Below are 22,573 nucleotides of genomic sequence, written 5' to 3' on the forward strand. Positions count from 1 at the left end.
CGCGCGTCGGGGTGCAATCAAAGCAGCAGGGCGATGCAGAATAAGATCAGCGGAATTAGGCCGGTGTCGCGATTGGCGCGAAACAGTTGCAGCAGTTTGTCGTTGTCTTCGATGTCCAGGCCGCGCAATTGCCAGGCCAGATGCCAGCCCATGGCCCAAGGCCCGGCCAGCGCCAAAAACAGGGCCGGACCCGAAGCCACGTTCAACCCTGCATCAATGACCGCCAGCGCCATACAGGTCACCGTGGCCACCAGAAAGTACTTGAGCCACTTGGCGGTATCCGTTCCGAACAGGCGTGCGGTGGATTTGATGCCGACAAGCTCATCATCTTCGGCGTCCTGATGGGCATAGATCGTGTCGTAGAACAGTGTCCAGGCGATGCCCGACAGATACAGCATGATCGCCGGGGATCCGACCGTTCCGGTATGCGCCGCCCAGGCCAACAACGCGCCCCAATTGAAGGCCAGGCCCAAAAACACCTGCGGCCACCAGGTAAAGCGTTTGGCAAACGGATAGAGCGTAACCGGCAACAGGGACAGCACGCCCATGGCAATGGCGGCCTGATTGAATGTGAGCAATACACCCAGCGCCAGCAGACATTGCAGCACCATCCAGATCACCGCCTGACGTACACTCACCTGCCCCGAAGGGATGGGACGCGACCGTGTGCGTTCGACCTGTCCGTCAAACTCGCGGTCAGTGATATCGTTCCAGGTACAGCCCGCGCCGCGCATCAGGAAGGCTCCGATGGCGCAGCCAATGGCGATCCAGATGTCCTCGAACCGTGCCGCGCCGTCGCTGAGAATGGCCAGTGCCAAGCCCCACCAGCATGGGATCAGCAGCAGCCAGGTGCCGATCGGCCGGTCCGCCCGGCTGAGCCGCAGATAGGGGCGGCTGAACGCAGGGGCGTATCGGTCAACCCAATTGTCGGGCACCGCATCAGCGACTTGACCATCTGGTGTTGGGGCATTGCCTTGCATATGTAAGGCCTCATGAGTGCAAAAGTCAGACTGTATGTAGATCAGCCACTTGGGGCAGGGCAATCCGTTCCTTTGTCGCGTGACCAGGCGCATTACCTGTTTGGGGTGATGCGTCTGACCGTGGGTGCCTCGGTTTCGGTGTTCAACGGAAAAGACGGTGAATGGCTGACCGAGGTTGCCGAGGCTGGAAAGCGCGCTGGCCTTTTGACGTGCCAAACGCAAACCAAGCCGCTGCAATTGCCACCGGATCTTTGGTTTCTGTTTGCGCCGATCAAGAAAGCGCGCACCGATTTTATCGTTGAAAAAGCGGCGGAAATGGGCGCTGCGCGCATCCTGCCCGTACAGACTGAGTTCACCAATTCGGAACGCATCCGCCAAGATCGCTTGCAAGCGCACGCGGTTGAAGCTGCCGAGCAATGCGGTGGCACCTATGTGCCCGAAGTGGCTGCGCTGGAACGGTTGGATCGCCTTCTTGACACATGGCCCGCAGGCCGCCAGTTGATGTTCTGCGATGAGGCCGAGGTGGGCTCGGCCCTAAGCCTCGCCGCGCGCGAGAAAGGCCAGCCCTGGGCCATTCTGATCGGGCCGGAAGGCGGGTTTTCCGACCGCGAACGCTCGCGGCTGACCGGCTTGCCTTTTGCTCATGTGGTCAGTCTGGGCCCGCGCATCCTACGCGCTGACACAGCCGCTGTGGCGGCGATGACCTTGTGGCAGCAGGCTTTGGGAGATTGGGCATGATCCGCGAAGCAGTACCCGCGGATGCACCTGCGCTTGAAGATTACCTATCGCAGTATCCCGAGACGTCGATGTTTCTGCGCAGCAACCTGTCGCAGCACGGGGTCGGGTTTGGTGCCTCTGAACACTCCTCCCGGTATTTCCTTTGGGGCACGGATCAGATCGAAGGTGTCTTTGGCTTGACCAAAAAGGGTTATCTGATGGTTCAGCTGCCCGGATGTGAGCCCGAAGCCGCTGCGGGTTTTGCCAAGGCGATTGCGGGCGAAACGGTGTTGGGCATGACCGGAGTGGCACCACAGGTTCAGCTTACACTCGACGCATTGGGTCTTGGTGGCGCGGATTATCGATTGTTCGATGACGAGCCGCTCTATCGGATTGACCTTCAGACGGCGCCAGATTGCGCAGCTCCGGCGCGGACTCTGATACCGACAGATGCACCTTTGATCGAAGCATGGTTCGCCGACTATTTTGCCGATACGGGGCAGGCGCATGGGGAGGAGGCACAGACCATGGCCGTGGCTCGGTTCCAATCCGAATTGCAAGGGCAGCGTACCATCGTTCTTTTGGAGCAGGACAAGCCGGTTGCAATGGCGGCGGTCAACGCATCTGTCGCAGATCAAATCCAGGTTGGCGGAGTATTTGTGCCGCGCCACGACAGGACACGTGGATTGGGCCGTCAGGTCACGCTTGCCCTGATGAAAAGGGCCCGATCCCAGGGTGCGCGCTGGGCTATATTGTTTGCCAACAACCCGCCCGCTGCCCGCGTCTATGAGGCAATCGGGTTTCAGCAGGTGGGCTGGTACCGGATTGCCCTGTTGCAGAATCCAGAACAGGTGATGACATGAGTTTTATTCGACCCGAAGCTAAAATGGCCTTGTGGCGCTGGCGCGAAGTTCTGGCAGCCGGGGTTGTACTGATCGTTGGCCTCAGCTGGATTTCCGGTCCCGGTGGTTTGCTGGGTTGGTTGGGCTGGGTCTTGGTTGCGGTTGCGATTGCTCTTGCAGTCATCGGTTTTCAACGCGTGCGCTTTCGCACCGGTGCCGGTGGGCCGGGCGTTGTCACAATAGATGAAGGCCAGATCACCTATCTGGGTCCGCTCAACGGAGGCATCATCGCAGCACGCGAAATCGAACGGTTGGCGCTGGATCCCACCTTCAGCCCGGCCCATTGGATTCTCGAACAAGACGGTCAGCCGACGGTTCACATTCCTGTGAATGCTGAAGGGGCCGAAGCTCTGTTCGATGTGTTTTCCAGCCTGCCGGGGCTGAAAACCGAGCAAATGTTGTCGGAATTGAACGGCGGCGCGTTGCATCCGGTGATCATTTGGGAACGCAGGTCCTCGCGCCCACCCCATTTGACCCTCCATTGACACTTGGTTCATTTGAGCCCACCACTGGCCCAAAGACAGACACAGCAGGATCGGAGCACGGTTCATGTCCATCCCTCAGTCCGGCGGCGGTCCGATCGAACGCCATGAACAACTGGCCGAATATCTGGAATCGGGGTGCAAGCCCAAGCAAGATTGGCGCATCGGCACCGAGCACGAGAAGTTCGGCTATTGCAAGGACACGCTCAAGCCGCTGCCCTATGAGGGCAAACGCTCGATTCTGGCGGTATTGCAGGGCCTGCGCGACTTGCACAGCTGGGAGCCGCTGGAAGAAAACGGCAAGCTGATCGGCCTGCAGAAAGACGGGGCCAATGTCTCGTTGGAACCTGGTGGGCAGTTGGAGCTGTCTGGCGCGCCGCTGGAAACGATCCATGAGACCTGTGACGAAGTGAACGCCCATCTGCGCGATGTCAAAGACATCTCGGACAAGATCGGTGTGGGCTTTATCGGGCTGGGCGCAGCACCGATCTGGACTCATGAAGACATGCCGTTGATGCCCAAAGGGCGTTATCTGCTGATGAACGACTATATGGAGAAAGTCGGCACTATGGGCCGTGCCATGATGCGCCGGACCTGCACCGTTCAGGTCAATATCGACTTCGGGTCCGAGGCCGACATGGTGCAGAAACTGCGCGTTGCGTTGGCTTTGCAGCCGGTGGCAACCGCTCTCTTTGCCAATTCGCCGTTCTTTGAAGGCAAGCCCAACGGTCAGAAAAGCTGGCGCAGCTATATCTGGCGGCATCTGGATGATGCGCGCACCGGGATGCTGCCCTTTGTGTTCGAAGACGGGTTCGGGTTCGAACGCTGGGTCGAATATGCGTTGGATGTACCAATGTATTTCGTCTATCGCGACGGGAAATATATCGACGCGTTGGGTCAGTCTTTCCGAGATTTCCTTGAGGGTAAACTGCCCGCTTTGCCCGGCGAGACACCTACGCTGAGCGACTGGGCCGATCACCTGACCACCGCTTTCCCTGAAGCGCGGATCAAGAAGTTCATGGAGATGCGCGGCGCAGATGGTGGCCCGTGGCGCCGCCTGTGCGCCTTGCCGGCCTTTTGGGTTGGTTTGACCTATGATCAGGGTGCGCTGGATGCAGCCTGGGATCTGGTCAAAGGCTGGGATGCGGAAACCCGCGAAGAGCTGCGCGTTCAGGCCGCAACCCATGGTCTGCAGGCGCAGGTGGGTGGCCTCAACATGCACGATCTGGCTCGCGAAGTGGTCAGTATTGCCGATGCGGGGCTGAAAGCCCGTGCACGCCCCGGTGCCGGGGGATTGGTGCAGGATGAGACCCATTTCCTGAACGCGCTGAAAGACAGTATCGAAACCGGACAGGTTCCGGCGGATGAGCTGCTTGAACATTATCACGGCGACTGGAACGGTGATCTGACCCGGATTTATCCTGAATACAGTTATTGAGCCGTCTGCGCCGGGTTGCATTCACAGGCGTTGGCCGATAGCAGGTTCTCGACCAAATTGAACAGGCCGGTTTCGGAATACGTCATGGACGATCTTAAGGCAAAATATCTGGGGCAGATCGCGGATGCGAGCGACGAAGACGCACTTGAAGCGATCCGCCTTGCAGCCGTGGGCAAAAAGGGTGAAGTCGCGCTGAAAATGCGCGAGCTGGGCAAGATGACGCCCGAGGAACGGCAGGTAGCTGGCCCCGCGCTGAATGCTTTGAAAGATGAGATCAACTCGGCGCTGTCGGCCAAGAAGGCAGCCCTCGCTGATGCCGCTTTGGATGAAAGACTGCGCACCGAATGGCTGGACGTCACCCTGCCGACCCGCCCGCGCCGTCAGGGCTCGATCCACCCGATCAGCCAGGCGACCGAGGAGCTGACCGCGATCTTTGCCGAGCTGGGCTTTTCAGTGGCCGAAGGGCCCCGGATTGAAACCGACTGGTACAATTTCGACGCTTTGAACATCCCCGGCCACCACCCCGCGCGAGCCGAGATGGACACGTTCTATATGCACCGCGCCGAAGGCGACAACCGCCCGCCGCATGTACTGCGCACCCATACCTCGCCGGTGCAGATCCGGTCGATGGAAAAACAGGGCGCGCCGATCCGCGTGATCTGTCCGGGTGGTGTCTACCGCGCCGACTATGACCAGACCCACACGCCGATGTTCCATCAGGTCGAGGGGTTGGCGATTGATAAAGACATCTCGATGGCGAATCTGAAATGGGTTCTGGAAGAATTCGTGAAGGCGTTCTTTGAGGTCGATGACGTCGAACTGCGCTTCCGCGCCTCACACTTCCCCTTCACCGAACCATCGGCTGAGGTTGATATCCGCTGTTCCTGGGATAACGGTCAGCTGAAGATCGGCGAGGGTGATGACTGGTTGGAGATCCTGGGCTCGGGCATGGTCCACCCCAAGGTGATCGCCGCCGGCGGGATCGATCCTGACGCCTATCAGGGCTTTGCCTTTGGGATCGGGATCGACCGTTTGGCGATGCTGAAATACGGCATCCCGGATTTGCGGGCCTTCTTTGATTCCGACCTGCGCTGGCTGAGGCACTACGGGTTCGCAGCGCTGGATATGCCGAACCTGCATGGTGGTTTGAGTAGATAGGTGCACCTACTGGGCGTGTGCTTGGCGCGTTATGTGGATTGGTGCAATCGACGTGCTAAAGGTATTCGGTTGTGGCAAATTATCGGATTGTTCGCGCTCTGTTTTGTTGCGATGCTTCTGGCTTTTGGGTTCGGTGGGGAATTGATCGGCTATTTGTTTAGCGCCTTCGTCTTGCTGCCTGTACTCCACTTTTTACAGATCGCCGGGAAAGTCTGGATGAAGGAAACAACCATTCGCCAAGACCAGTATGAGCAGCTCCAGAAAACACGAAAGCTCTTGAAGGGTTTCCGAAAGTAGTCAGCGCGGAACAAGGCCGATAGGCCGCCGCGCTATCGCCAGACCGCCCGCACGGGCGGCGATTTGGTTCCACCAGTGCAACGCTCGGACAGAGTGCGGATTTGGCTAGCATAAAGCGCCTAACACAGCCTGAACTTCGCCATCCCGCGGTCTGGCGATAGCGCGGCTTGTGTATTTGGCTGAGCCTTGGGAAATTGCGCGGCTTGTAACAGACATGCACAAGCTTTTGACGTGACATCTGGAGCGGTCTGGGTAGGGTCGCCTCATGATCTATCGACTGCTTTGCTTGCTGCTGCTGACAGCAACCCCCGCCCTGGCCATGGGCCCCTGGAACACCGATTGCCATGGCGATACGGCCTGTGAACTGGACGATCGCTCGTACCATGTGCTGGAGCCCGAGGGCTGGGACGGTGAGACGCCTCTGCCGGTGCTGATGCATTTCCACGGCTGGGCGCGGCAGGGCAATGTAGTCGTCAATCACGAACGTATCGCGGGTGCGACCAAGCTGCGGGGCGTGTTGCTGGTGGCCCCGAACGGGCTGCGCAAGACCTGGAATTTCTGGACCTCTGACACCGATGACGTGCCGTTTGCCGATGCGGTGCTGGAGGATGTGGCCAAGCGCTATCCGATTGATCCCGAACGCATCTATGTCTCGGGCTATTCCTTTGGTGGCGCGATGGCCTGGCGCTATGTTTGCCAGTCCGGCAATGACGTTGCGGCGTTGCTGGGCGTTGCGGGCTCGATCCCGCAAACCGAAACCTGCCCCGAAGCCCCGGCCGAGGCGCGCCACGTACACGGGCTGGATGATACGGTGATGGATTTTCCCTTTGGCCCGGGCGGGGATACGACCTATCCGGTGGCGCTCTGGCGTGCGAAATACAGCTGTAACGGTGCAACGCCGCGCGGGGATTGGAATGTCGAGCCGTTCCTGACCCTCAGCCGTGTGGAATGGACGGATTGCGCGCAAGGGCAGGTGGTGCTGGACACCCATCCCGGCGGGCATTTCATCCCCCATGGCTGGATCGGACGGCAGTTGGACGAACTTTTGGGCCGCACCCCCACCTATCCGTGACGCGCAGCGCTTGCACCTTGGTGCAATCTTTGCCATTGCCTGTGCCAATCGGATGTTTGCCCAAAAAGGCCCGCTGCAATGAAATTCACTCTGTCCTGGTTGAAAGACCACCTCGACACGGATGCTTCGGTTGATGAGATCGCCGAGGCGCTGACCGACCTTGGTCTTGAGGTCGAAGAAATCGTGAACCCGGCGGACCGGCTGGCGGGCTTTACGTTGGGCCATGTGAAACAGGCCGAGAAACACCCTGATGCGGACAAGCTGCGTGTGTGCACGGTTGCGACCGACGAAGGCGATTTGCAGATCATCTGCGGTGCGCCCAATGCGCGCGAAGGCATCACTGTGGTGGTCTGCAAGCCGGGCATGTATATCCCCGGTCTGGATATCACCATCAGTGTCGGCAAGATTCGGGGTGTCGAAAGCTTTGGCATGATGGCCTCGGAACGTGAGTTGGAGCTGTCGGACGAACATGACGGCATCATCGAGCTGCCCTCGGGTGAGGTTGGCGATCAGTTCGTCGACTGGCTGGCCGAGAACGACCCGTCCAAAGTTGACCCGATGATCGAGATTGCGATCACGCCGAACCGCCCGGACGCACTGGGTGTTGAGGGCATCGCGCGCGACTTGGCGGCGCGCGGCATCGGAACGCTGAAACAGCGCGACTATGCGCCGGTTCCGGGGGATTTCGAAAGCCCGATCAAGGTTTCGATTGATGAAGACACTCTGGACGGCTGCCCACATTTCACCGGGCGTTTGATCCGGGGTGTCAAGAACGGCCCCAGCCCTCAGTGGTTGCAGGATCAGTTGAAGGCCATTGGCCTGCGTCCGATCTCGGCTTTGGTGGATATCACCAACTATATGACCTTCGATCATAACCGCCCGCTGCATGTGTTTGATGCCGACAAGGTGAAGGGCAATCTGCGGGTGCATCGCGCCAAAGGTGGCGAAACGCTGGTGGCGCTGGATGAGAAGGAATACACCCTTCAGCCCGGCATGATGGTGATCTCGGACGACAAGGGCCCGGAATCGATCGCGGGCATCATGGGCGGTGAGGAAACCGGCTGTACCGAAGACACTGTGAACGTCTTTCTCGAAAGCGCGTTCTGGGATCACGTGCAGATTGCTCTGACGGGCCGGGCGTTGAAAATCAACTCGGACGCGCGCTATCGCTTTGAACGCGGTGTTGACCCGGAATACACCCGTGAAGGGTTGGAGCAGGCGACGCAGATGATCCTGGATATCTGCGGCGGTGAGGTTTCGAACGTGGTTGAAGCGGGCAAAGCGCCGAACCATGCGCGGGCCTATAAGCTGGATGCCGAGCGGGTGCAGTCGCTGGTCGGGATGGACATCCCCGAAAGCGATCAGCGGCAAACGCTGACCCGTCTGGGCTTCCGTCTGGACGGGGACATGGCTCATGTGCCCAGCTGGCGCCCCGATGTGATGGGGGAGGCTGATCTGGTGGAAGAGGTCGCGCGGATTGCGTCACTGACCAAGCTGGAAGGCAAGCCGCTGCCGCGCGTGAGCGATGGCATTCCAAAACCGGTGATGACCCCGACGCAGCGGCGACAGTCGATGGCACGACGCACCTGTGCGGCGTTGGGCTATAATGAATGCGTGTCTTACACCTTCATTGATCAAGCCTCGGCCGCCCTGTTCGGCGGCGGCGATGAGGCGACGCAGCTGGAAAACCCGATCTCATCCGAGATGAGCCACATGCGCCCGGATCTGCTGCCCGGACTGTTGCAGGCCGCAGCGCGCAATCAGGCGCGCGGCTATGCCGATATGGCGCTGTTCGAAGTTGGCCCGGTTTTTCACGATGGCGAACCAGGGGACCAGAAAACCCAGATTGCGGGCCTTTTGGTTGGGCGCAACGGGCCCAAAGATGTTCAGGGCGGGTCACGCCCGGTTGACCTGTTCGACGCAAAGGCCGATGCCGAGGCGGTTCTGACGGCCATTGGCGCTCCAGCCAAGGTTCAGATCCTGCGCGATGGTGATGCATGGTGGCATCCCGGGCGTCATGGAAAGATTTGTCTCGGCCCCAAGAAGGTTTTGGGCGTCTTTGGCGAATTGCACCCGCGTATCCTTCAGGCGATGGACATCAAAGGCCCGGCAATGGCCTTCACAATCTGGCCGGATGAAGTCCCGATGCCGCGTAAATCCGGTGCCACCCGCGCGGCGCTGGAACTGCGCGATCTGCAAGCTGTCGAGCGTGACTTTGCCTTTGTCGTTGATGAGGGCGTCGAGGCACTGACGCTGGTGAACGCCGCCGCAGGCGCCGACAAAGCCTTGATCGAAGATGTGCGTGTCTTTGACGAGTTCATCGGTGGCAGCCTGGGTGAGGGCAAGAAATCCTTGGCCATCACCGTGCGCCTGCAGCCGACAGACTCCACGCTGAAAGAAAAAGACATCGAAGCTGTTGCCGAAAAGATCATCGCCAAAGTGAGCAAAGCCACAGGTGGCGTGCTGCGCGGCTGAACCCATTGGAACAGAGAGTGATCTGCGCGCCTTTCGGCGCGCTTTTCATTTCGAGAAAAACGCGCTCAGCACGTCAAAAACCAGCCGGATACGCCGACTGGTGTGCAGCTCACGATGCGTGGTCAGCCAGATAGGGAACTGAAACGGGTCCATATCTGGCAAAACGCGCTCCATCCCTGGGGTCATGTCGCCCACATGTTCAGACATTGGCGCGATCCCGAACCCGTGTTTGGCGTATTCCCAGGCAACAATCCCGTTTTGTGACCCGAGCCGAAAGTTGTCGCGGTCGACGGGAATACCCAGCGGTTTGAAATATCCGATCATCTGATCTGTGTCGCCGAAACTTATGAATTCATGATCTGCCAGATCCGATTTGGATTTCGGTCGCCCCATCCGATCCAAGTAATCGGTCGCGGCATAGAAGTATCCGGTGGCATCCTGGATCAGCTTGGCAATCAGATCCGGTTGTTCGGGCCGGACATGGCGGATTGCGATATCGGCCTCGCGCCGCATCAGGTCACGGATGTCGTTCGAGGCGATCACTTCGATCCGCAGGCGCGGGGCCTCGGAGCGCAGGATCTTTAACACCTCCGGCAGAATATAGGCGGACATCACGTCGCTGGCCGTGATGCGCACAAGGCCTTCGATTGACGTGGACTGCCCGGATGCGGTCAACGCGATACGATCAGCGGCCTCACCCATCGCTTTGGTGTGGTCCAAGAGCTCGATCCCGGCCTGAGTGATTTCAAGCGTTCGGCCCACCCGTTCGAACAGCATCACACCCAGATCATCCTCAAGCGCCGCTACCTGACGGCTAAGCGTTGGCTGCGTTTGTCCCAATTTGCGCGCGGCGGCGGACAATGACCCGGTCTCAGCTGTCGCGAGAAACGCGCGAATGTGGTTCCAATCAAATCCATCCATACATTTACGTATAGTTGCTCTACGAATTTGAGCAATTCATATTCGATCAGTGTATAGGTATCGTGTGCTCAAAGGAGACCTCTCTTATGACCACTGCAGCAAAGTTTTGGGATGGTTTGGCCGAAAAGTATTCCCGTTCGCCGATACGGGATATGGCCGCCTATGAGCACACGCTGGACAGAACCGTTTCCTACCTGAAGAAGGAAGACAACGTGTTGGAACTGGGTTGTGGCACAGGGCGCACGGCCCTGCGTCTGTCTGGCTACGTTGACACGATTACAGCCAGCGATGTGTCCCCTGGGATGTTGGCCGTTGGCCGCAGACTAGCCGCCGAACAAGAGATCGAGAATGTCGCTTTTGTCGAAGCGGATGCGAGCCACCCTCCGAATTGGTCTTACGACGTGGCAATGGCCTTCAACCTTCTACATCTGGTGGAGGATCTGGAAGCCACGCTTGCGCAGATACATGAGGTTGTGAAGCCCGGCGGTTTGTTCATTTCAAAGACGCCGTGCCTTGCCCAAGGCGGTCTGGGGTTCAAATTCGGTCTGTTGAAGCTGTTGCTGCCGGTGATGCAGCTTTTGGGCAAAGCGCCCTTTGTCAATCAGCTGGATATCAAGACGCTCGAGTCGGCCATCGAAAACGCCGGGTTCGAGATCATCGAAAGCGGGAATTTCCCCGCGACACCTCCGTCCCGGTATCTGGTCGCCCGCAAAACGTGACAAAGGTACAACCAAAAGATCGTTTCCGCATTGGGCTTTGCACGGGCACGCTTTAAACAGGGCCTGATGCAATAGCGGAGAATGCCATGGGCCTGAATGTATACCTGTCCGGAGAAATCCACACCGATTGGCGTGATCAAATCATTGATGGCGCAGAGGGTTTGGATGTGACTTTCAACAGCCCGGTCACCGATCACGGGGCCAGCGACGATTGCGGGGTTGCCATTCTCGGCGCCGAGACCAACAAGTATTGGCACGACCACAAGGGAGCGATGGTGAACGCGATCCGCACCCGCAAAGGCATTGCTGATGCCGATGTTGTGGTGGTCCGGTTTGGTGACAAATACAAGCAGTGGAATGCTGCGTTTGATGCGGGCTATGCAGCGGCCCTCGGAAAATCGCTGATCGTTCTGCACGGCCCAGATCATCAGCACGCGCTGAAAGAAGTGGATGCCGCAGCTTTGGCGGTGGCCGAAGAGCCTGCGCAAGTTGTTGAAATCCTGCGCTATGTACTGACCGGAAAGCTTCCGAGGTGAGCATGGCTAGGGGCGCTGAGCGCGCGCCCCTGGCCTCGGTTTTCTTTAGCTTTGCGCAGGGATCAATTTGCCCCGCTGAACCGCAGGGCGGTCCATGAACCGGTCGAGGTAGGCCGTCAGATTGCTGTAGCTGTCCCATTCAACCAGGTCTTTGGTCCCGTAATACTCAAGCGCATTCAGCCAGGGCGCCAGAGCCATGTCCGCGATTGAATACTCTCCGGCAATCCAATCTTGATCTGCCAGCTGTGTGTTCAAAACGTTCAAAAGGCGCTTGGCCTCGTTGATATAGCGTTCACGCGGGCGGGGATCTTCAATCTGGTTGCCTGCAAATTTGTGGAAATACCCAAGCTGGCCGAACATCGGGCCCACACCACCCATCTGGAACATAAGCCATTGGGTTATTCGGTGTTTATCCCCGGCCGTTTGCCCTATGAACTGTCCTGTCTTGTCCGCCAGATAGAGCAGAATCGCGCCGCTTTCGAAAAGGCCGATGGACTGTCCGTCCGGGCCGTTAGGGTCGATAATCGCAGGGATCTTGTTGTTGGGGTTCAGCGACAGGAACTCGGGGCTTTTGACATCAGAGTCCGCCAAAGTGACCAGATGCGCCTCATAGGGCAGGCCGGTTTCTTCCAACATGATCGAAGCTTTGACCCCGTTTGGCGTGGGGTAGGAGTAAAGCTGTAAGACCGAAGGGTCTTTGACGGGCCATCTGGCCATAATCGGGAAACTTGACAGGTCTTTCATCTGGTCTGCTCCTGGTGTGCTTGTCTACTGCGTAGATTGGCAAGATTCGCGGGCCGCGTCAGGCGCAACTCTGTGCATGATCGGTCACTGAATGTTTGCTAAAGAACAAAGGGGACCAAATGCGCAATCACTCCCCTAGAAAAAAGTGTTCCGATAGATCAGACTTTCTGCAGACAACCGCGCCTCGGGGCGCGGTTCGCTTGTTTGGACAGAGGAGATGCAGGTGGAAGAGATCTCAGCACAGGTGGGCGCATTTGGGCCTCTTATCTTGAGTGCTATCAAAGCGCTGATTGTTTTGGTTGTCGGTTGGACACTGGCAGGTGCCATTAGCGGCATGGTTCGGAGACGGATCAACGCGACGCCACAAATCGATCCAACATTAGGGAATTTTGTCGCGAGCATCGTGAAATGGGCCTTGCTGGCCATCGTGCTTGTGGCTGTCCTGGGCATCTTCGGGATCCAGGCGACAAGCATTGTCGCTATATTGGGTGCTGCGTCGCTGGCCATCGGTCTGGCGCTTCAGGGCACGTTGAGCGATCTGGCGGCTGGAGTGATGCTGGTGGTTTTCCGACCCTATAAACTGGGTCAGTTTGTGGATATCGGTGGCACTGCGGGCACCGTGAAAGACCTCAATCTGTTCACGACCGAACTTGTCACACCCGACAATGTACAAATCATCGTGCCCAATGGTCAGGCCTGGGGGTCGGTCATTACCAACTACTCTGCTCATGATACGCGCCGCGTCGATCTGGTTTTTGGTATCGATTATGGCGATAGCGCCGATGAGGCGATGCAGATCATCCTGGATATCGCCAAGGCAGATGAACGGATCCATGACGATCCGGAACCCTGGGTGCGGGTGACCAATCTGGGGGACAGTTCGGTTGATCTGACCGCCCGGCTTTGGTGCGCGGCAGCGGACTATTGGGACGTGAAATTTGAACTGACCAAAGTGGTGAAAGAGGCCTTTGACACCAAAGGTGTGTCGATCCCCTATCCGCATTCGGTCGAAATACAAAAACAGGGGTAAGCTCCCGCCCGTCATACAGGTATTGGAAATACCCTTTTCCGGTTGGGCCCAGCGCCGCGCTGACGCGCGGCGCTTATGTGCGTGGTATTTCCGTTTTGCGCAACCGCGCCGCGCCCTTGGCGCGGCGCTTGGCCCAACGCTGTAGCGCTTCCACGCGAGTGGAAGCGTTCAGGGGCGGGAGCGTTACGGCTTGGTCACCAGGTTCGGGGACACGACGTCGATCCCCAAGGCTTTACCGACTGCATAATAGGTCAGTTGCCCCGCGTGGACATTCAGACCTTCCAACAGATGCGGATCATCCTGACAGGCTTGCTTCCAGCCTTTGTCTGCCAGTGACAGCATGAACGGCATAGTGGCGTTGCCCAGAGCAATGGTCGACGTGCGGGCCACGGCACCCGGCATATTGGCCACGCAATAATGCATGATCCCGTCGACCTCATAGATCGGATCCGCATGGGTCGTTGCCCTTGAGGTTTCAAAACATCCGCCTTGGTCAATGGCCACATCCACCAGAACGGCGCCCGGTTTCATTGTCGACAGTTGCGCGCGCGAGACCAGTTTTGGCGCGGCTGCTCCAGGGATCAGCACCGCACCGATCACCATATCGGCATCGGCAATCAACTCGGCTGTGGCCCCGGCGGTCGAATAGCGGTTCTTGAATTGTGCACCAAAGACATCGTCCAGATACCGCAGACGCGGCAGGGACCGATCGAGTACCGTAACATCGGCCCCCATTCCGGCTGCGATCTTGGCCGCATGTGTCCCCACAACACCACCGCCGATAACAACAACCTTCGCCGGTCCGACACCGGGCACACCGCCCATCAGCACGCCGCGCCCACCATTGGCTTTTTGCAGGGTCCATGACCCGACTTGTGGGGCCAGACGCCCGGCAACCTCGGACATCGGAGCCAAGAGCGGCAGGCCACCTGAGGCATCCGTAACCGTTTCATAGGCAATTGCCGTGCAACCCGACGCAAGCAGATCATGGGTCTGATCCGGGTCGGGTGCCAGGTGCAGGTAGGTAAACAGCAGCTGACCCTCGCGTAGCATCTTGCGTTCTACCGCCTGCGGTTCCTTGACTTTGACGATCATGTCAGCGGTCGCGAACACCTCTTCCGCCGTATCGACGATGCGGGCCCCAGCAGCAACATAGGCGTCATTGTCGAAACCTGCGCCCAGTCCGGCACCGCTTTCGATGATCACTTCGTGGCCGCGCGCCACAGCTTCGCCCGCCGCGTTTGGCGTCATGCCGACACGAAACTCCTGCGGTTTGATTTCCTTGGGGCAACCGACTTTCATGGGGATCTCCATTCATAAACTGCCTAAATTATGGGCGGTTTATCGTGCAATTTTTGTGAAACTCTGCTTGCGCGAGTTCAAAAATACGGGAAGATATTCGAAGAACTGAAGCAAAACTGCAAGGATTGTGCGACAATGAGCCTCGACGCAACTGATCGAAAGATTCTGGCCGCCTTGCAGGTCAAAGGGCGGATGTCGAATGCAGAATTGTCCGAGAAGGCGAATCTGTCGCCCTCTGCCTGCCATCGCCGCGTTCAGCGGCTGGAAAGCGAGGGCTATATCCGCGACTATGTGGCTCTGCTGAACGCGCGAAAAATGGGGGTGCCGACAACCGTATTTGTCGAGATCACCTTGCAGGGGCAGGCGGAAGAAGTACTGGAAGCTTTCGAGAAAAGTGTCGCCCGCATACCTGACGTTCTGGAATGCCACCTTATGGCAGGAACCGCTGACTATATTCTGAAAGTTGTTGCCGAAAACACCGAGGACTTCGCCCGAATTCACCGCCAATACCTCTCGCGGTTGCCAGGTGTGGCACAGATGCAAAGCTCGTTTGCACTGCGGACGGTGTTCAAGACCACGGCGCTGCCGGTTTGATCAGGCCGGACCGGGATACGTGAACAGTGTCAGATGGGCGAAATTGAAGCCGAAATGCATGAGCGTCGGCACCCACAGGCGACCCGTCGCAGCATATCCCAACCCGCAGGCCAGTCCCAGAATACTTGCGAAAACGACGAGCTCCAAACCTCCTGGCGCATGTGCCAATCCGAAGAGCAGGCTGGCCAGCATCAGACCGATCAAGGAACCAAAGCGCGTTGACAGGGCGGATTGCAGATAACCGCGAAAGAATGCCTCTTCCGTCAGACAAGTCAGGAACAGGTTTGAAAAGGCAAACAACAGCCACCAGTCGGGCAGCGCGATTTCCTGACGCACGGCACCACTCCAGACCCCAACGGCAAAAAGCACGGGCAGCAGAGCGAGGCCCAGAAATAGGGGGGCAGGGTTGAATTCGGTCCGGGTGTGCAGGATAGCGGGCCATGCAAGCAGCGCCGCAAAAAACACCATGGGCTTGTCCAGGTTCAGATAAAGCGTGAACATCCCGCTGTCCGGTCCCGCCGTGACCTGATCCAGTATCAGCAAGTTCTGCACGCCAGGCACCAGATGCGCGCCCAACGCCACGCTCCATACGACAAACGCAAGATGCCCGAGCACAGCCAGACGACCACCCAATCGTGGAAGTACAGCGGCACCGGCCATTCCTAAAGCGATGATAAGTGTTGCAGAGAGTGACAGCGCCCCAATGCTGAGCGCATATGCCCCGAGGATGGCGATCATTCCCAAGCCCAGTTCGCGCCGCCCGCCCAACGCAGTGATCTGGGCGGCCGCGATGACCAGCCAGGGCCAGATCTGTGGTAGCAAGCTCAGAAAGAACGCCAAGATATCCTCCGCTATGCTTTGTTTGATGCAAGGAACGATGCGGAAAAAGCAAGCAAACAGTGCAACCCGGCGCAATCTGGGTGTTCTGTTGCTTGTATCCCGGGCAGCTTCAGTTCAAATTCGACTATCGAGGCGAGGCTGATAGAATATCATCCAATTTGAACTTGTATCTCAGTCGAATGACATTTTCAGGTTACACAGCCCCGATACGGTCCAAACCCGACGGAAGAAAAGGAAAAGACCTTGGCACAGGATAACGACAACGCTCCGAAAGATTGGCTGGAGGCCGAGCTTGAGGATACGTTTGACGAAGATATCGAGATCGAATTCAGCGAACCGATGCTGTCGATGGAGATACGGAAGATCTATCGCGAGCAGCACCCCGAGATGCTTGATCGGAAAGTCTATTTTCAGAACCTGCTGCGGTTACAAGCGGAATTGATCAAAGTTCAGGACTGGGTGCAGCACACCGGTGCCAAGGTGTGCATCTTGTTTGAAGGGCGCGACAGTGCCGGAAAGGGCGGTGTGATCAAGCGGATCACCCAACGTCTAAATCCACGCGTGGCCCGGGTTGTTGCCTTGCCCGCGCCCAGCCGTCGGGAGCAAAGCCAGTGGTATTTCCAGCGCTATGTCCCGCATTTGCCCGCCGCGGGCGAAATCGTCTTTTTTGACCGCTCCTGGTACAATCGCGCAGGCGTTGAACGCGTAATGGGCTTTGCGACCGATGATCAGGTTGAACAGTTTTTTCAGGACGTTCCTGAATTTGAGCGCATGCTGGTTCGATCCGGAATCATCTTGTTGAAATACTGGTTCTCGATCACCGACGAAGAACAGCAATTGCGCTTCCTCATGCGTATTCACGATCCGATGAAACAGTGGAAACTGTCGCCGATGGATTTGGAATCCCGTATTCGGTGGGAAGCCTACACCAAAGCGAAAGAAGACATGTTCTTCCGCACCAATATCCCTGAAGCTCCGTGGTATATTGTCGAGGGCAACGACAAGAAACGAGAGCGCCTGAATTGTATTGAACATATTCTGACCAAAATCCCTTACGAGGACGTGCCCCAGGAAAAGGTCACTCTACCGGACCGCCGCTATAATCCGGAATATGAACGGCGCATCTTGCCGGATGAATTGCACGTGCCCAAGATCTACTAGAAAAAACACCCCGAGACATCGGGGTGTTTTTCTCGGCTAATCATTCGACAGTTCAAATGAGGAAGTTGTCTTTGTCCAAATCGGCGATCAACGTGTCTTCTAGGATAAGCGCGTTGCCCTTGCCGTCCTCGATAATGACGTCGTCGCCAGATTGCGAGATGTGGTTCTTGAACAGGTCATAATAGCCTTTGATCGTTTGAACGTTCCTGAGGATGATCACATCCGATCCCTGGAAGTCGGTCACAAGATCGATGCCTGGTGAAAAGACAAATTGGTCGGCCCCGCGGCCTCCGGTCATGACGTCATTTCCGCCACCACCAGCCAGTTTGTCTTTGCCGCCACCGCCGACAAGTCGGTCGTTGTGGGCGCCACCTTTGAGGATGTCGTTACCACCACCGCCGAAGAGCGAGTCATTTCCGTTGGCGCCTTTGAGGCGATCGGCGCCCTGCCGACCGTACAACGCGTCATCACCTTGTTGGCCCAACAATTTGTCCTGGCCTTTTGCACCGACCAATCGGTCATCGCCGTCGCGTCCCTTCAGGACGCCGGCTTGGTTAGGTTTCAGCGTGAACCAGTCATCAGAATTACTGCCAACCCTGCCCGCAACAACAAATTTCTCTACTGGATCGGGGTCGGTAGGTGCGGGATCGACAGGCGATGCGACCGGATCTGATGGCGCAGGAGCGGGAGCAGACGGAGGGGGAGGGGTAGCGCCTGTGTCCAGTTGCACGGGGGCCGACGTGCGGGCAAAGTTCTGGGTTACCATGATGGCGTTCCAGCCATTGAAGTTCCCAACTTCGATACCGATGCCAACTACGGTCACATTTGGATCGAGGATATTGGCACGATGTCCCGGACTGTTCATAAGCGCATTGTGCAGGTCGACGACGTCGTCAGACAGCCCTGGAGCGCCCCGGATGCTTTGCCACGCTATGTTTTCTGTCGCACGCCAGCTACCTGAAAAATCGAATCCGGCATCTTCCATACGGTCCCAAGGTGTGGACCCGCCAACCCCGGTATGGCTGAAAATGTCTTGGTTCAGCATCCACGTGCTGTGGTCTTCGGCTGCCTTGTTCAACCGCAGTTCCAGTTTGACAGGGCTCAGGCCATGGGCTGCGCGCTCTGTGTTGATAAGCGTCAGCATTTGCCTTTCAAGATTACTTGCGACGGACATGATTCTGCCTCCAGGTGCGTTGTGTTATTTTGAGGAGACATTAGTGGCGAGAATTTGGCAGAGAGCAGTCACAATTTTGCCGCAAAAGATTCTCGGCAAAATACTACCAAAAGTTGAACTAATTGAGGTCAAAAATCGCCGGACATGTGCGAGGTAGCCTCAGAGAAAGAACCGCAAGCCTATGATAATATAGGAAATTTTCGGCCAAGCTCTTTTGTTGCAAGAATTCCGTCTAAAAACGACAAACCCCCGGGCGGGGCCTCGGGGGTCGTCAAATCGTGTCATCCAAAGCTGGACGAGGCTTGAGCAGCTCTTAGAGCAGACCTTCGCGCTGGGCTTTCTTGCGTGCCAGTTTACGGGCACGGCGGATCGCTTCAGCTTTCTCGCGCGCTTTTTTCTCGGACGGTTTCTCGAAATGCTGCTTAAGCTTCATTTCACGGAACACGCCTTCGCGCTGCAGCTTTTTCTTCAGGGCACGAAGCGCCTGATCGACATTGTTGTCGCGAACACTAACCTGCATGTGGTTGTCACCACCTTTCTAGATAGAGTTGCAAGGATTTGCAGGAGGTGGCCGTATAGCAAAGCGCTCCTAACTTGTCTAGTACTGGCCTTGGAACCCGGAGAAACGCCATGACCGTGACTTACGAAGATGCCAAAAACCAATTACTTGATGCCATCTTGAACCATGTTCCGTTTGATGGATGGTCTGAAGCCAGCTTTCGTGCGGCTATTGCTGATTGCGATATAGAAGACACGCTGGCGCGCGCGGTCTGTCCGCGGGGCGCGGTCGATCTCGCGCTGGCCTACCATGCACGCGGGGATGAATTGATGCTGGAGCGCATCACGACCGAAGATCTGAGCGGCCTCAAGTTTCGCGACAAGATCGCGGCTGCCGTTCGCTTTCGGCTGCAAGCGGTTCAAGACAAAGAGGCGGTGCGCCGTGGTGTGACCCTGTTTGCGCTGCCGACCCATGCGGCGGATGGGGCCAAGGCAATCTGGGGCACATGCGACAAGATCTGGGACGCGCTGGGCGATACCTCGGACGATGTGAACTGGTATACCAAACGCGCAACCCTGTCCGGCGTGTATTCGTCCACCGTTCTCTTCTGGTTGGGTGACGACAGCCCCGACCACCAAAAGACATGGGAATTCCTCGATCGTCGGATCGAAGGCGTGATGCAGTTCGAAAAGCTAAAGGCGCAGGTTCAGGGCAATCCTTTGTTCAAGCCATTTCTTGCGGTACCGAATTGGCTGGCGGGCCAGGTCAAGGCTCCGATGCGGATGCGTACGGATCTGCCGGGGATGCTGAACCCGCGAAAGTGATTAGAACGGCTGGGCCTTCGCTGTGCGGCCTGCTAGGCATTGGGCAAAGGAGATCTGCCCATGACCCAGATGATGCGCGCTGTTGAAATTACAAAGCCCGGTGGGCCGGATGTGTTGCAAGTGACCGAACGCCCCATGCCGGAACCGGCCCATGGTCAGGTGGTTCTGAAAGTTGCTTATGCCGGAGTGAACCGCCCAGACGCGCTACAGAGGGCGGGAGCATACGATCCGCCTCCGGGGGCGAGCGATCTGCCAGGGCTTGAAGCCTCGGGTGAGGTCGTGGCGCTGGGCGCCGGGGTCGAAGGTCTGGCGATCGGTGATCAGGTCTGTGCGTTGCTGCCCGGTGGCGGATATGCCGAATATGTGGCCACTCCAGCCGCGCATTGTCTACCGGTGCCCAAAGGCATGGGCTTGAAAGAGGCTGCGTGCCTGCCCGAAACCTTCTTTACGGTCTGGTCCAATGTGTTCACGCGTGGCGGATTGAAAGCGGGCGAACGGTTTTTGGTGCATGGAGGCTCCAGCGGCATCGGCACCACGGCCATTCAATTGGCCAACGCTTTTGGGGCCCGCGTCTTTGCCACGGCCGGATCCGACGAAAAATGTGAGGCTTGTGTCAAGCTTGGGGCAGAGAAGGCGATCAACTACCGGGATGAGGATTTCGTGGCTGCGATGCGCGCGGAAGGCGGTGTTGACCTGATCCTGGATATGGTCGGCGGTGACTATATCCCGCGCAACATCAAAGCTCTGGCTGAAGATGGTCGTCTTGTGCAGATCGCCTTTCTGCAAGGTCCGGTTGTCGAGGTAAATTTTGCCTTGATGATGGTCAAACGTTTGACCCTGACTGGCAGCACCCTGCGCCCGCAAAGTGATCTGGCCAAGGCCCGGATCGCCCAGAACTTGCGCGAAGCCGTTTGGCCTTTGCTCGAAGCGGGCAAGATCGCGCCGGTTATGGACAGCAGCTTTGACCTGTCCGAGGCAGCAGCAGCCCACGAACGTATGGAAAGCTCGGGTCATATTGGCAAAATCGTTCTTGAGGTGGCAGGTTGACCAATTGAATGCATTGCCCTGTTTCGCAGCCGTGATAGCTTTGCAGCAAACCAATGGGAGAGCAGCATGCAGCAAACGGCGCGAACAGTGGTCATCCATGAAACCGGCGGCCCCGAGGTGTTACAGGTCGAAGACAGACCTGTGGGTGATCCGGGCCCGGGCGAGGTGCGCATTCGGCACCATGCCTGCGGTCTGAACTTTATCGACGTCTATCAGCGCAGCGGGCTCTATCCGCTCGAGCTGCCCCACGCGCTGGGCATGGAAGCCGCCGGTGTGATCGAGGCTGTTGGCGAGGACGTGACGCATCTGCAACCTGGACAGCGCGCGGCCTATGCTGCGGCACCCCCCGGTGCCTACGCACAAGCGCGGGTCATGCCCGCCGCGCAGGTTTGCCCTTTGCCGGAAAGCATCTCTTTCCGCACCGCGGCAGCCATGATGCTGAAAGGTCTGACGGTGGAATATCTGTTTCACCGGACCACACCCCTCAAGCGGGGCGACACGGTTCTGTTTCATGCCGCAGCAGGGGGCGTCGGGTTGATTGCCTGCCAATGGGCCAAGTCCGAAGGCATCACCCTGATCGGGACAGCCGGAACAGACGAGAAATGCAGCATGGCGCAGTTCAATGGCGCGGCGCACTGCATCAATTACCGAACAGAGAACTTCGTTGAACGCGTCGCCGAAATCACGGGTGGGAAAGGTGTGGATGCAGTGATGGACTCGGTGGGTGCGGACACGTTTGAAGGGTCGCTGGATTGCCTGAAACCGCTGGGCATGATGATTTCGTTTGGAAATGCCTCCGGTCCGGTTCCGCCTGTTGATCTGGGGATGCTGGCACAGCGGGGCTCTTTGCGGCTGACACGGCCCACATTGTTCACCCATATCGCCGATCACAAGACCTGTCAGGCGATGGCGCGCAGGTTGTTCAACAAGGTGGACGGTCGTGAGGTCAAGATTCACGTTGATCAGCAGTTCCCGCTGGATCAGGTGGCCGAGGCGCATCGGGTATTGGAAGCACGCCAAACCACCGGCAGCACGGTTCTTGAGCCATAAAACGACTGAGCCCGGCATCGCTGCCGGGCTCGATCAATCTGAGGTTTGCCGAATGGCTTACTGCTCTTGCAGTTCCGCAGGGGTCTTGTACGCGATGTCTTTCCAGTTGGCATCCGCACGCTCGTTAAAGCCCGGGATATCGCCTTCCCAGCGTTCCTGGATGTCTTTCGACAGGTTCAGGTACAGCTTGTTGTCAACGATCTTCCAGTAGTTCGGGTCACCGTCAAACTTGAAGCCCATCGCAGTACCAAACGCGCAGTAACCGCCATAGGCGGGCAGATACGCCTCAGGGTTTGCTTCAAACGCGGCTTTGTTTTCTTCGTTGGCAAAGCGGTACAGCGCGTCGTTGTGCAGTGCTGTGATGCGGTAGTCACCTTTTGTCGGCTCACCAACTGTGAAGTATGCAACCGGGTCATAGCCTTGCAGCGCCAGACCGGTTGAGCTTGCGTTCAGCTCAACACCAGCAGCCAGAGCAGAGCTTGCGATTGCGACGGACAGTGCGACACCGCCGATGAGGGATTTGATCTTGTTCATGGTTTCACCTTTCGTGAACAGGGCCGCTTTGAAGCACCTGAATTTTGCCCGGGCGACCCGGATTTGTTTTACGTGGC

The 22,573-nt window shown here is 57.8% G+C and carries 24 protein-coding genes; 16 read left to right on the forward strand and 8 right to left on the reverse strand.

Annotated elements, in window-relative coordinates:
* Positions 1 to 17 precede the first annotated feature (17 nt).
* A complete protein-coding gene (ubiA, locus tag GOX45_RS10890; RefSeq protein WP_171100783.1) occupies positions 18 to 980 on the reverse strand; it encodes a 4-hydroxybenzoate octaprenyltransferase in 963 nt (320 codons plus the stop codon).
* Between the two features lie 12 nt (positions 981 to 992).
* Here ubiA and GOX45_RS10895 point away from each other — a divergent pair, with 12 nt between their 5' ends.
* The 8 genes from GOX45_RS10895 to pheT all read left to right on the forward strand — a co-directional run bounded on the left by GOX45_RS10895 (position 993) and on the right by pheT (position 9,521).
* Complete coding sequence (locus tag GOX45_RS10895; protein ID WP_171100785.1) at positions 993 to 1,718, forward strand: 16S rRNA (uracil(1498)-N(3))-methyltransferase; 726 nt, start codon at positions 993 to 995, stop codon at positions 1,716 to 1,718.
* Positions 1,715 to 2,560 carry a GNAT family N-acetyltransferase gene (locus tag GOX45_RS10900; protein ID WP_171100787.1) on the forward strand — a complete coding sequence of 282 codons (846 nt, stop codon included), beginning with the start codon at positions 1,715 to 1,717 and terminating at the stop codon, positions 2,558 to 2,560. Before GOX45_RS10895 ends, GOX45_RS10900 begins: the two co-directional genes overlap by 4 nt.
* Positions 2,557 to 3,084 carry a hypothetical protein gene (locus tag GOX45_RS10905; protein WP_171100789.1) on the forward strand — a complete coding sequence of 176 codons (528 nt, stop codon included), beginning with the start codon at positions 2,557 to 2,559 and terminating at the stop codon, positions 3,082 to 3,084. The genes GOX45_RS10900 and GOX45_RS10905 overlap by 4 nt, the downstream gene beginning before the upstream one ends.
* Before the next feature lie 64 nt (positions 3,085 to 3,148).
* Positions 3,149 to 4,519, forward strand: coding sequence for a glutamate--cysteine ligase (locus GOX45_RS10910; protein WP_171100791.1), 1,371 nt, complete (start codon positions 3,149 to 3,151; stop codon positions 4,517 to 4,519).
* Positions 4,520 to 4,603: 84 nt separating this feature from the next.
* Positions 4,604 to 5,677, forward strand: a complete 1,074-nt coding sequence (pheS, locus tag GOX45_RS10915) for a phenylalanine--tRNA ligase subunit alpha (RefSeq protein WP_171100793.1) — start codon at positions 4,604 to 4,606, stop codon at positions 5,675 to 5,677.
* Positions 5,678 to 5,698: 21 nt separating this feature from the next.
* Positions 5,699 to 5,974 (forward strand): hypothetical protein, encoded by a 276-nt coding sequence (locus GOX45_RS10920; RefSeq protein ID WP_171100795.1) that lies wholly within the window; start codon positions 5,699 to 5,701, stop codon positions 5,972 to 5,974.
* 265 nt (positions 5,975 to 6,239) lie between these two features.
* Positions 6,240 to 7,046, forward strand: coding sequence for a PHB depolymerase family esterase (locus GOX45_RS10925; RefSeq protein WP_171100796.1), 807 nt, complete (start codon positions 6,240 to 6,242; stop codon positions 7,044 to 7,046).
* Positions 7,047 to 7,124: 78 nt separating this feature from the next.
* On the forward strand, positions 7,125 to 9,521 hold the full coding sequence (gene pheT, locus GOX45_RS10930; protein WP_171100798.1) for a phenylalanine--tRNA ligase subunit beta: 2,397 nt from the start codon (positions 7,125 to 7,127) through the stop codon (positions 9,519 to 9,521).
* A gap of 45 nt (positions 9,522 to 9,566) precedes the next feature.
* On the opposite strand, the gene GOX45_RS10935 is transcribed toward pheT, so the two are convergent.
* On the reverse strand, positions 9,567 to 10,442 hold the full coding sequence (locus tag GOX45_RS10935; protein WP_171100800.1) for a LysR family transcriptional regulator: 876 nt from the start codon (positions 10,440 to 10,442) through the stop codon (positions 9,567 to 9,569).
* An 86-nt stretch (positions 10,443 to 10,528) separates the two neighbouring features.
* On the opposite strand from GOX45_RS10935, the gene GOX45_RS10940 reads away from it, so the two are divergent.
* Both GOX45_RS10940 and GOX45_RS10945 read left to right on the forward strand, forming a co-directional pair.
* The gene (locus GOX45_RS10940) at positions 10,529 to 11,161 is read left to right on the forward strand and encodes a class I SAM-dependent methyltransferase (RefSeq protein WP_171100802.1); all 633 of its coding nucleotides are present in this window, start codon (positions 10,529 to 10,531) and stop codon (positions 11,159 to 11,161) included.
* Positions 11,162 to 11,247: 86 nt separating this feature from the next.
* Entirely contained in the window at positions 11,248 to 11,697 is a 450-nt protein-coding gene (locus tag GOX45_RS10945) for a YtoQ family protein (RefSeq protein ID WP_171100804.1), read from the forward strand.
* 45 nt (positions 11,698 to 11,742) lie between these two features.
* Here the strand turns inward: GOX45_RS10945 and GOX45_RS10950 are convergent, their stop codons facing one another.
* Complete coding sequence (locus GOX45_RS10950; protein WP_171100806.1) at positions 11,743 to 12,441, reverse strand: glutathione S-transferase family protein; 699 nt, start codon at positions 12,439 to 12,441, stop codon at positions 11,743 to 11,745.
* Positions 12,442 to 12,658: 217 nt separating this feature from the next.
* Between GOX45_RS10950 and GOX45_RS10955 the strand changes: the two genes are divergently transcribed.
* On the forward strand, positions 12,659 to 13,471 hold the full coding sequence (locus tag GOX45_RS10955; protein ID WP_217350384.1) for a mechanosensitive ion channel family protein: 813 nt from the start codon (positions 12,659 to 12,661) through the stop codon (positions 13,469 to 13,471).
* Between the two features lie 183 nt (positions 13,472 to 13,654).
* On the opposite strand, the gene ald is transcribed toward GOX45_RS10955, so the two are convergent.
* Complete coding sequence (gene ald / locus GOX45_RS10960) at positions 13,655 to 14,773, reverse strand: alanine dehydrogenase (RefSeq protein WP_171100810.1); 1,119 nt, start codon at positions 14,771 to 14,773, stop codon at positions 13,655 to 13,657.
* 135 nt (positions 14,774 to 14,908) lie between these two features.
* On the opposite strand from ald, the gene GOX45_RS10965 reads away from it, so the two are divergent.
* Positions 14,909 to 15,367, forward strand: a complete 459-nt coding sequence (locus tag GOX45_RS10965; protein WP_171100812.1) for an Lrp/AsnC family transcriptional regulator — start codon at positions 14,909 to 14,911, stop codon at positions 15,365 to 15,367.
* Here GOX45_RS10965 and GOX45_RS10970 read toward each other — a convergent pair whose 3' ends face one another.
* On the reverse strand, positions 15,368 to 16,207 hold the full coding sequence (locus GOX45_RS10970) for a CPBP family intramembrane glutamic endopeptidase (protein WP_171100814.1): 840 nt from the start codon (positions 16,205 to 16,207) through the stop codon (positions 15,368 to 15,370).
* Between the two features lie 243 nt (positions 16,208 to 16,450).
* Between GOX45_RS10970 and ppk2 the strand changes: the two genes are divergently transcribed.
* A complete protein-coding gene (ppk2, locus tag GOX45_RS10975; protein WP_171100815.1) occupies positions 16,451 to 17,368 on the forward strand; it encodes a polyphosphate kinase 2 in 918 nt (305 codons plus the stop codon).
* 52 nt (positions 17,369 to 17,420) lie between these two features.
* Here the strand turns inward: ppk2 and GOX45_RS10980 are convergent, their stop codons facing one another.
* Both GOX45_RS10980 and rpsU read right to left on the reverse strand, forming a co-directional pair.
* Complete coding sequence (locus tag GOX45_RS10980; protein WP_171100816.1) at positions 17,421 to 18,542, reverse strand: CAP domain-containing protein; 1,122 nt, start codon at positions 18,540 to 18,542, stop codon at positions 17,421 to 17,423.
* 313 nt (positions 18,543 to 18,855) lie between these two features.
* Positions 18,856 to 19,062 (reverse strand): 30S ribosomal protein S21, encoded by a 207-nt coding sequence (gene rpsU, locus GOX45_RS10985; RefSeq protein WP_005614280.1) that lies wholly within the window; start codon positions 19,060 to 19,062, stop codon positions 18,856 to 18,858.
* 110 nt (positions 19,063 to 19,172) lie between these two features.
* On the opposite strand from rpsU, the gene GOX45_RS10990 reads away from it, so the two are divergent.
* From GOX45_RS10990 to GOX45_RS11000, 3 genes are all read left to right on the forward strand, one after another.
* Positions 19,173 to 19,865: a COQ9 family protein gene (locus GOX45_RS10990; protein WP_171100817.1), complete on the forward strand. Its 693-nt coding sequence runs from the start codon at positions 19,173 to 19,175 to the stop codon at positions 19,863 to 19,865.
* A 60-nt stretch (positions 19,866 to 19,925) separates the two neighbouring features.
* The gene (locus GOX45_RS10995; protein ID WP_171100818.1) at positions 19,926 to 20,912 is read left to right on the forward strand and encodes an NAD(P)H-quinone oxidoreductase; all 987 of its coding nucleotides are present in this window, start codon (positions 19,926 to 19,928) and stop codon (positions 20,910 to 20,912) included.
* Positions 20,913 to 20,978: 66 nt separating this feature from the next.
* Entirely contained in the window at positions 20,979 to 21,962 is a 984-nt protein-coding gene (locus tag GOX45_RS11000) for a quinone oxidoreductase (RefSeq protein ID WP_171100820.1), read from the forward strand.
* Between the two features lie 57 nt (positions 21,963 to 22,019).
* Here GOX45_RS11000 and GOX45_RS11005 read toward each other — a convergent pair whose 3' ends face one another.
* Positions 22,020 to 22,496, reverse strand: a complete 477-nt coding sequence (locus GOX45_RS11005; protein ID WP_171100822.1) for a YHS domain-containing (seleno)protein — start codon at positions 22,494 to 22,496, stop codon at positions 22,020 to 22,022.
* Positions 22,497 to 22,573: the final 77 nt, after the last annotated feature.

The organism is Ruegeria sp. HKCCD7255 (assembly GCF_013031565.1).
Taxonomy (GTDB): domain Bacteria; phylum Pseudomonadota; class Alphaproteobacteria; order Rhodobacterales; family Rhodobacteraceae; genus Ruegeria.